This window comes from Actinomyces sp. oral taxon 181, from assembly GCF_018370895.1.
GTDB lineage: Bacteria > Actinomycetota > Actinomycetes > Actinomycetales > Actinomycetaceae > Pauljensenia.
Genome location: NZ_JAGYZL010000009.1, coordinates 84,980 through 92,799, shown reverse-complemented (window position 1 = coordinate 92,799; position 7,820 = coordinate 84,980). Strand labels below are relative to the sequence as shown.

The following is a 7,820-nucleotide window of genomic DNA, read 5'->3' as shown; positions in this document are numbered from 1 at the left end:
GTTAGTACTTTTGTTTATTTTTAAACCCTGTGGTGGGGCCTCCCTGGGGGGAGCCCCCACCACTCATGTATGGACCGAATCTCCTTAGAGGATCTTCTTCAGTGCAGGATCCTTCCAAACGCGGTTCCTGGTCAGAAGCGGATCGTTATTCGGGATCATCAGGTATTTTGTCTCAACCGCAGGGTCGCCGGAATCGCCACCGTCATTCCACGTGGTATCAACGGTCTTCCAGGTTCCGTTAACTTTCACTTGGTTCCATGCGTGTCCAGATTTAGAACCATTTCTTAGAGTGACAACACCGGTCACAACAACCGAACTGAGACCCGACTTCGTCGCTAGGAGCTGGAAGACGTTCGCGTAGCCTTCGCAGACGGTCGTTCCCTTGAAGAAAATACCGCCCGCATCGTGGTCAGGGGTGTATTCGGGCGTCAGAGTACCCGTCTTTTCCCAGACCTTGTGGCCTCCTTCCAACCCGTCATAGTTGTAGGTCGCATGGTTAATGATCCAGGAGTTAATCGTTCGGACCTTGGTTTCCTCATCCATTCCGGGCTTGATGATCTCTGCGACCACTTGGTCGGCCTTGCTATTGATCTGGCCCGAATAATCCTTGGGTGCAAGATGCTGATCGGTTGCGCCCTCAGTTCCCAAAGTGACATGAAGAATCTTGTCTTTGAATGAGTATTGGCGGCCGATAATGAAGGGAACCAGACCGTTTTGATCTTTTGCCTCCTCCAATGCCGCTTCAATTCGTGAGCCAGATTCTGCTTCTGGGAACTGTGAAAGGTCGATATTTGTGTATCCCATCATCAAGTTCGCAGCGATGTACTTTGACAGCGGCGTTGTCCCCAGCACCTGCACGGGAGTATCTGGGAAGGTGCGCGCCACATTGTCCTTGGATTCCTTCTTCGGGACTTCCTTGGTGTAGCTCAGATTGGGCGCAAAGTAACCGGTATGTGCCTCTTCCTGATCCTTCTTCAGCTTCTGGAGATCCTCGGTGTAGGTCGATGGATCGAAGTTCTTGACTCTGTAGGAGCTGGTGAAGCGAGTATTTCCGATGTGGTAGACGACGTTGAGTTTTGCTTCAGGATCTCTGATCGTCTTCGGGTTTGAGCTCTGGACCCAGCTCTTTTCGGGATCGACAACCAAAGTCTGCATACGAGTGTGCCCATCGGCCATCGTCACGGGGAGTTGAGCGGGAAGTTCACTTAAATTATCGAAATCACTGCGATCCAGACCGAGCTGGCGCTGTGCGTTGGAAGCAATTCGAATAGGTGTATTTCCAAGGGTATTTGCGATATCGATAAAATCGGACATTTTCGAGATCTTCGCGTTCTTCTTCGCGATTACCGCGACCTGAGTTCCCTTGCTGTTGAGGATGCGGTCGAGCTCCTCGTCTGTCAGCCAGCCCTCGCCCTCGCGTGAGCTACCTTTGAAATCTTCCTTGACGGTCAGGAATGCTTCCAGTGCGGTGTTGAGAGTGCGATCTCGTTGGGGTTCGTCATCAGCTCGTTGATCAGAATTCCACGAGGTCTGATTCGTCGATGCAACAAGCCTTGGGTTGAGCCTAGTCTTTCCATCCTTATCGGTGGAATTGAGAAAGACGACGTAGTAGGAGTCAGCGCCTTCGACCGGATCCCATGACACGCTGAAAGTACCGTTGTCTTCCTCGTCCACCGAGATGTTTTGCGGGCGGGGAAGGAAGCCCTTGTCGCTGACGCGAATGCGGCGAACGATCGGGTGTTCAAGAAGCTTGCCGGTTTGCAAGTCGTTGTATTGAACAAGGTAGTACATGGGGAGCAAGCCCCAGCCTGAAGAGCCAGTGATGTCTGCAAGAGGGCCTGGGTGTGAATACGACTGCAGAGTGAGCCACGAAGGTGAGATTGAAATACCCTCATTAGTTCCGTACGTGCCGAGCTCAAACCCTAGATCCACATCCAATGCCGCGTCGGAATAGACCGCGAATGGGGTTGCAAACCTCGAACTTTTACTATCGGCTTCATCCGACTTTCGCTTTTCGAAATCGGCGAGCTTGACCTTGGTAGGGATGACGAGTTGGTCGCCCTGATTGACTTCCTGCACGCCTTCGAGCCATTCGAATGAGGTGGGGTCATTCTTCTTGAGTTGATCGACGGAATCATCAGCGCGAGCTGCGGATGGGAGTGCAAAGGAGGCAAGAGTGACAATACTCAAGGCCGCAATGGTGCGTGTGAAAAAGCGTGAGAAGGTCATTTGATCGTTGTCTCCAGAGGTTGGATGGTCTGGCAGTAAATGTCTGGGGTAAGTCCCTTACCGTTTGTGCACATCGCCAAGGAGAACTTGGTCGAATTCGGATCGCCCTGTGCAACGAAAAGGGAAGAGTAGGTCTTCGCCTTATCTGCAACCAGATAACCGGTGTATCCCTGGGGTTCTTGAGCGTCCTTCACCTGCGGGTCGTCAGAGGTAAATTGGCTGGTATCGGGGGCCTTCAACAGCTGCGCATCCACATCGGAAAGCTTAAAAATCGGGACATCATTGCGATTGCCTGAACCGGCTAGGCGTGCCTTCGCCTCATCAGTTCCAGGAAGCGGTGATGTGCTTGCGTAGAAAACCCAGCGCAGCGCGTTATCGGGCGATTCCTTTGCGCCAGTTGCAAGGTTCTCAAACTTGTAGTCGATCTTGATGATTGACTTTCCATCATTGGTCGTTTGAGGAAGTTTTGATGCGCCTAAAAGAGTGAAGCGGAAAGAACCGCGGTCAGTGCGGGCGGTGACTAATTTTAATTTGCCACTAAACTCCAGCGAGTAGCTGCCAAGGTAAAGCTTTGAGTCGTCTGCACTGAAAGTTTCCTTGCCTTCGGGCTGAGGGGACACGGAGCTGAGGTCACGCAGTTTGTCATTCGGTGCGGTACTAAAGAAGACGGTCTTCTCGAAGCTCGGCTCTGAGCCGTCGCCCGTTGTGGATCCGGAGCCACAAGCTGCCATGGATACTCCCAAGAGCACGCATGTAGCAAACGCCCAAATCCCGCGGTGACGTGACATCATCATTCACGGTCCCTTCATCGAAGCGGTTGAAATCTGCCCTTATCCTAATGTTTGTCACTGAATAAACGCCAATTTGAGCAATCAATCTCTCATCTCATAATCCTGGATTCCTGTTACTCGTGTGACGAATGTGATTAATGATGTAAATGTTTATGGTCCCCATCACTAACGCTCGCTTGGTCTATTCGGAACCCTGTAGCGTGTGAACTGTTCGTTCGCCGCAGGCTCGCATGCGAGTTGCGCTTCTATGAAGCTGCCAGGGCGAATCCTACGAAGTCTGGAGTTACGTGAATTTTCACCCCTCGCGCAAGGCAGTCATTGCCAGCGCTGCAGTTGCAGCATTTGCCGTCACCGGTATCGCCGGGACATCGGTAGCCACGTCATTTAGAGATGTCACCCTGGAAGTCGATGGTGTCTCCATCCCCGTATCGGGATTTATGGGCAAGGTCTCTGACGTTCTGTCAACTGCGGGTGTAGAAGTTTCTCCCCATGATCTGGTTGCGCCCTCCCTCCAAGAAGGTGTGACGAATGGTCAGACCGTTGTCGTGCGTCGCGCGCAACGCTACCTGGTCGACGTCAACGGTGTTTCAACCCCCACGTGGTCCACCGCTACGGATATCAACAACCTCATGAGCCAGGTCGGCACCACCGGCGCGGTGATCGCTGCTGACCGCTCGACCTCTCGCGCAACCCTTCCTGCACTGACGGCAACTGGGAATATCCGCGTCATTGCTGATGGGCAAACCCACACCGTTGACGCGCGCGAAGGCACCCATGCCTCGGACCTGCTCCAGCAGGCAGGAGTTCAGGTTTCACCCCTTGACCGCGTGACCTTCTCAAGTGATGACCAAGGCGTATTCCTCAAGGTCACCCGAGTTCAACGTGGCACGGAAGAACGCGAAGAAACTTTGCCCAAGGAAGTGGAGGAGCAAGAAGACTCCAGCCTGGCCAAGGGAACCAAGCGCGTTGTTCAGCAAGGCTCCGACGGTTCCATCAAGCGCAGCTTCTACGTGGAGCGTCGAGATGGCCAAGAGGTTGTGAGCCAGATGCTGGGCGAAAACCGTACCGAACCGGTCAAGCAAATCGTCAAGGTCGGCACCAAGGAAACCACTTCAGCAAGCTCTTCTTCAAACTCGGGGTCTTCGGCCTCGTCATCATCGGCAACGGTGAGCGGAGATGGAGTCTGGGCAGCACTGGCCCGCTGTGAATCGGGTGGTAACCCCGCAACAAATACCGGTAACGGCTACTATGGCCTCTACCAATTCTCTGCTTCCACGTGGCGCGCAATGGGCGGTACCGGACTGCCCTCCGAGGCCTCGGCAGCAGAACAAACCCAGCGCGCACAGGCGCTTCAGGCCCGTTCCGGATGGGGCCAGTGGCCCGCGTGCGCTCGAGCACTAGGACTTCTGTGAACGCGGCTCGCCACGGCCGCACCGCTTCATGGGCACCGACGAAACCTCGCGTTGTAGCAGGTGCAGGCGCAGCCAGCCTGGCCATGTTTATGGTTGCGGGAGTGGGCATTGCCCGTGCGCATTCAACCGTCAACCTTGAAGTTGATGGCATCGTCTACCCGGTTTCAACGTGGTCGCACACCGTTTCAGGGGTCCTGAGCCAAGCGGATATCGAGCTCGGTGAGCACGACCAAGTTCAGCCCGCCGCCTCGCAATACGTTGCAAATGGACAGACCATCGTCGTGCGCACGGCGAAGCCCTACACCCTGACCATTAACGGAGACCGAACAACCCTGTGGTCGACCGCGCCCTCAGCTGAAGGTGTGCTCTCAGGCCTGGGCGCGGATTCGACAAAAGCCGTTCTTGCCGTCGACCGTTCCTATTCACGTTCCAGCCTGACTCCTCTGGTCACCCAGACGCGTACCGTCACAATTAACGTCGACGGAAGCTCGCGTCAGGTCACCGCACGTGAAGGCATGGACACCCGGGCCATCTTGACTAAAGAAAAAATCAACCTGGGACCCCTGGACCGCGTTGAGGTGAAGAATGCTGACGGCCTGACCATCGATATTCACAGGGTCTCGCGCGCGCTTGCGCCGCGAAAGGTGCCGATTCCTTTCGAGGAACACCGTCAAGATTCCGACCAGCTTTTCGTTGGTGAAGAACAAGTCACCACGAAGGGCGTTGAGGGCGAATCTGAAGAACTCACCTGGAGTGAAAACGTCGACGGTGGGGAAGCGTATGCAGCACCGCTCAATTCAAAGGTCACTCGCGAACCTACCGCGCAGATTCGCTCGGTTGGGACCAAGGAAGTTACTCCCAAGGCGCTGATTGAAGCCGGTCTGGACCCGAAGGCAACGCTGGAAGAAAAGACCGAAGCTGACGGAACGAAATCAATCCGTTACCGTGCGAAGCTCGGCACCCTCTCGACGGCCTCGGAAATTACTGCAGCGGGTGGAAATTCAGCTGAAGTTGCCCTGGCGATGGTCGCAGCTGATATCCCCTTGGCCTATTCGGGCGAGGATCCTCGTTCTTTGGCTAAGCCCCTGGTGAGTGCTCGCGGATGGGGAGACTCCGAATTTCAATGCTTGGTCGCACTGTGGAACCGTGAGTCCCACTGGAATCCCTACGCGAAGAACTCCTCTTCCGGTGCGTATGGCATTCCGCAGGCACTGCCGGGAAGCAAGATGGCTTCGGCGGGTTCGGATTGGCAATCCAACCCGGTCACGCAGATCAAGTGGGGCTTGGGGTACATCGCCGGACGCTATGGGACGCCGTGCTCTGCACTGGGGCATTCAAACTCCGTCGGATGGTACTGATCCTTTAGGATGGGAGCGTGACTTCTCCCCGTCGATATTCCACGCCGAATGTGCCCAGTGACGCCCAGCCCAGCGAGAGTGGGCTGCTTGGCCCAATTGAAGTGCATGCGATTTGCCAGGCGCTGGGGGTGCGCCCAACCAAGACGCTCGGACAAAACTTTGTTCATGATGCCGGTACTGTTCGGCGCATCGTACGAGACGCGGGAATTGGTGAGGGAACACACGTCATTGAGGTCGGGCCCGGACTGGGTTCGCTGACCCTTGGACTTCTTGAAACGGGGGCACAGGTACGCGCCATCGAGATCGATCCGGTGCTTGCCCGTGCACTTCCGGTGACCGTTGCGCAGCGCATGCCTGAGGCCGCGGAGCGCCTCCACGTGATCAATCGAGATGCCGTTCAGATTAATGGCCTCGAAGACTTTGAGGATGATTGGCCGGCGCCAACGCACCTGGTGGCGAATCTTCCCTACAATGTTGCGGTTCCCTTGCTGCTCTCCATGCTGGAGTCCTTCCCTTCCTTGGAGTCGGCACTGGTAATGGTTCAGGCCGAGGTTGCCGATCGCCTGGCTGCTCAGCCGGGTTCGCGTACCTACGGAGTTCCTTCGGTAAAGGCCGCGTGGTACGGTAGCGCGACTCGCGCGGGAACTATTGGGCGTTCGGTATTCTGGCCTGTCCCCAATGTTGATTCCGCGCTGGTGGAGCTGCAGCGCTCGAAGACCCCGCGCGGGGATACTTCCTTGCGTCTTGCCACTTTCGAGGTCTGCGATACTGCATTTTCTCAGCGCAGAAAGACCCTGCGCGCCGCTTTGAAGAACTGGGCAGGCAGCGCCGAGGCCGCGCAGGAGCTGTGCGATCGCGCCGGCGTAGATTCCTCGATCCGAGGCGAAAAGCTGGGGATTGACGATTACGTGCGTCTCGGTTCAGTTTTGCTTGACATGCGTGCTGAGGGCAAGATTCCTCTTCCCGAGCAGGATCGTTACGCGAAGGAGCGTCGCGCTGCTGAAGACTTGAGACAAGCAAGGCAGGAAAGCGAGCAAGGCGGGGTGGAGCAACCCCGTGCGTGAGGTACGTGCATCGGCACCCGGGAAGGTCAATGTCATCCTTCGCGCGGGTGCCCCGGATGCTGATGGATATCACGAACTGGTGACGGTCTTTGAATGCCTGAATGTTCGTGAAAGCGTGACCGTACGTACTTCAAAGTCCCCCGGTATCCACATTGAAACGGTGGCGTACGGTGTCGATGGCTCGGTAGATGAGGCTGCAACAGCTTCGATGGCAGATCTTGATCCCACCACCCATTTGGCATATCGCGCAGCACGCGCACTTCAAAAACTGGCTGCCGCCGGTGCGTGGGCTCAAACTGCTGCCGGGGTGAGTATTCACGTTGATAAACGCATTCCGATAGCCGGAGGAATGGCCGGTGGCTCCGCTGATGCCGCCGCTGCTTTAGTTGCCTGCAATCAGCTGTGGGGATTGGGATTAACGCTTGAACAGCTCTGCCAGATCGGCCGTACTTTGGGCGCAGATGTCCCGGCCTGCATCATGGGTGGAATGACTCTGGGGCAGGGGAGAGGAGACCGCTTGACCTCCTTGCTTGATCCGGATCAATCGTTGTGGCCGTGTCACTACTGGGTGATGGCGCGTGCACACCACGGCCTGTCAACCCCCGAGGTTTTTCGAACTCTTGATCAGCTGAGGCAAGGCGGCGCTCCAGCACCGTTGAGCGAGGCTGAGAAGCGAGCGCTGTGCGCAGATGCCGACACACTTGCTTCAGTGCTGTGCAATGACCTGACCGCTCCGGCTCTTCACTTGTACCCCGAACTTGAAACAACGATTCACGATGCGAAGAACGCGGGTGCCTGCGCAGCGATCCTTTCGGGGTCGGGACCGACCATCGCTGTCCTTGCTCGTGATAGGGAACATGCCGGTGAACTCGCTGATGCTCTTGGGACAAGCAGTGAAGTCAGCGCAGTCCTACCGGCTTCAGGCCCCGCAGTGGGAGCAATCGTAGAAGAAGAGGAGAGCTAAGA

The 7,820-nt window shown here is 56.1% G+C and carries 6 protein-coding genes; 4 read left to right on the top strand and 2 right to left on the bottom strand.

Going from position 1 to position 7,820, the window contains the following annotated elements:
• Positions 1-84: 84 nt before the first annotated feature.
• Both KHW85_RS05570 and KHW85_RS05565 read right to left on the bottom strand, forming a co-directional pair.
• A complete protein-coding gene (locus KHW85_RS05570) occupies positions 85-2,190 on the bottom strand; it encodes a transglutaminase domain-containing protein (RefSeq protein ID WP_291459120.1) in 2,106 nt (701 codons plus the stop codon).
• Between the two features lie 35 nt (positions 2,191-2,225).
• Positions 2,226-2,960, bottom strand: coding sequence for a hypothetical protein (locus KHW85_RS05565; RefSeq protein ID WP_291459119.1), 735 nt, complete (start codon positions 2,958-2,960; stop codon positions 2,226-2,228).
• A gap of 347 nt (positions 2,961-3,307) precedes the next feature.
• On the opposite strand from KHW85_RS05565, the gene KHW85_RS05560 reads away from it, so the two are divergent.
• Genes KHW85_RS05560 through KHW85_RS05545 form a run of 4 tightly spaced genes read left to right on the top strand, consistent with a single transcriptional unit; the run spans position 3,308 to position 7,818 of the window.
• Positions 3,308-4,432 carry a resuscitation-promoting factor gene (locus KHW85_RS05560; protein WP_291459118.1) on the top strand — a complete coding sequence of 375 codons (1,125 nt, stop codon included), beginning with the start codon at positions 3,308-3,310 and terminating at the stop codon, positions 4,430-4,432.
• Positions 4,429-5,790, top strand: a complete 1,362-nt coding sequence (locus tag KHW85_RS05555; RefSeq protein ID WP_291459117.1) for a ubiquitin-like domain-containing protein — start codon at positions 4,429-4,431, stop codon at positions 5,788-5,790. The genes KHW85_RS05560 and KHW85_RS05555 overlap by 4 nt, the downstream gene beginning before the upstream one ends.
• A 17-nt stretch (positions 5,791-5,807) precedes the next feature.
• Positions 5,808-6,854: a 16S rRNA (adenine(1518)-N(6)/adenine(1519)-N(6))-dimethyltransferase RsmA gene (gene rsmA, locus KHW85_RS05550; protein WP_178706715.1), complete on the top strand. Its 1,047-nt coding sequence runs from the start codon at positions 5,808-5,810 to the stop codon at positions 6,852-6,854.
• Positions 6,847-7,818, top strand: coding sequence for a 4-(cytidine 5'-diphospho)-2-C-methyl-D-erythritol kinase (locus tag KHW85_RS05545; RefSeq protein ID WP_178706718.1), 972 nt, complete (start codon positions 6,847-6,849; stop codon positions 7,816-7,818). Before rsmA ends, KHW85_RS05545 begins: the two co-directional genes overlap by 8 nt.
• The last annotated feature ends 2 nt before the right edge of the window (positions 7,819-7,820 follow it).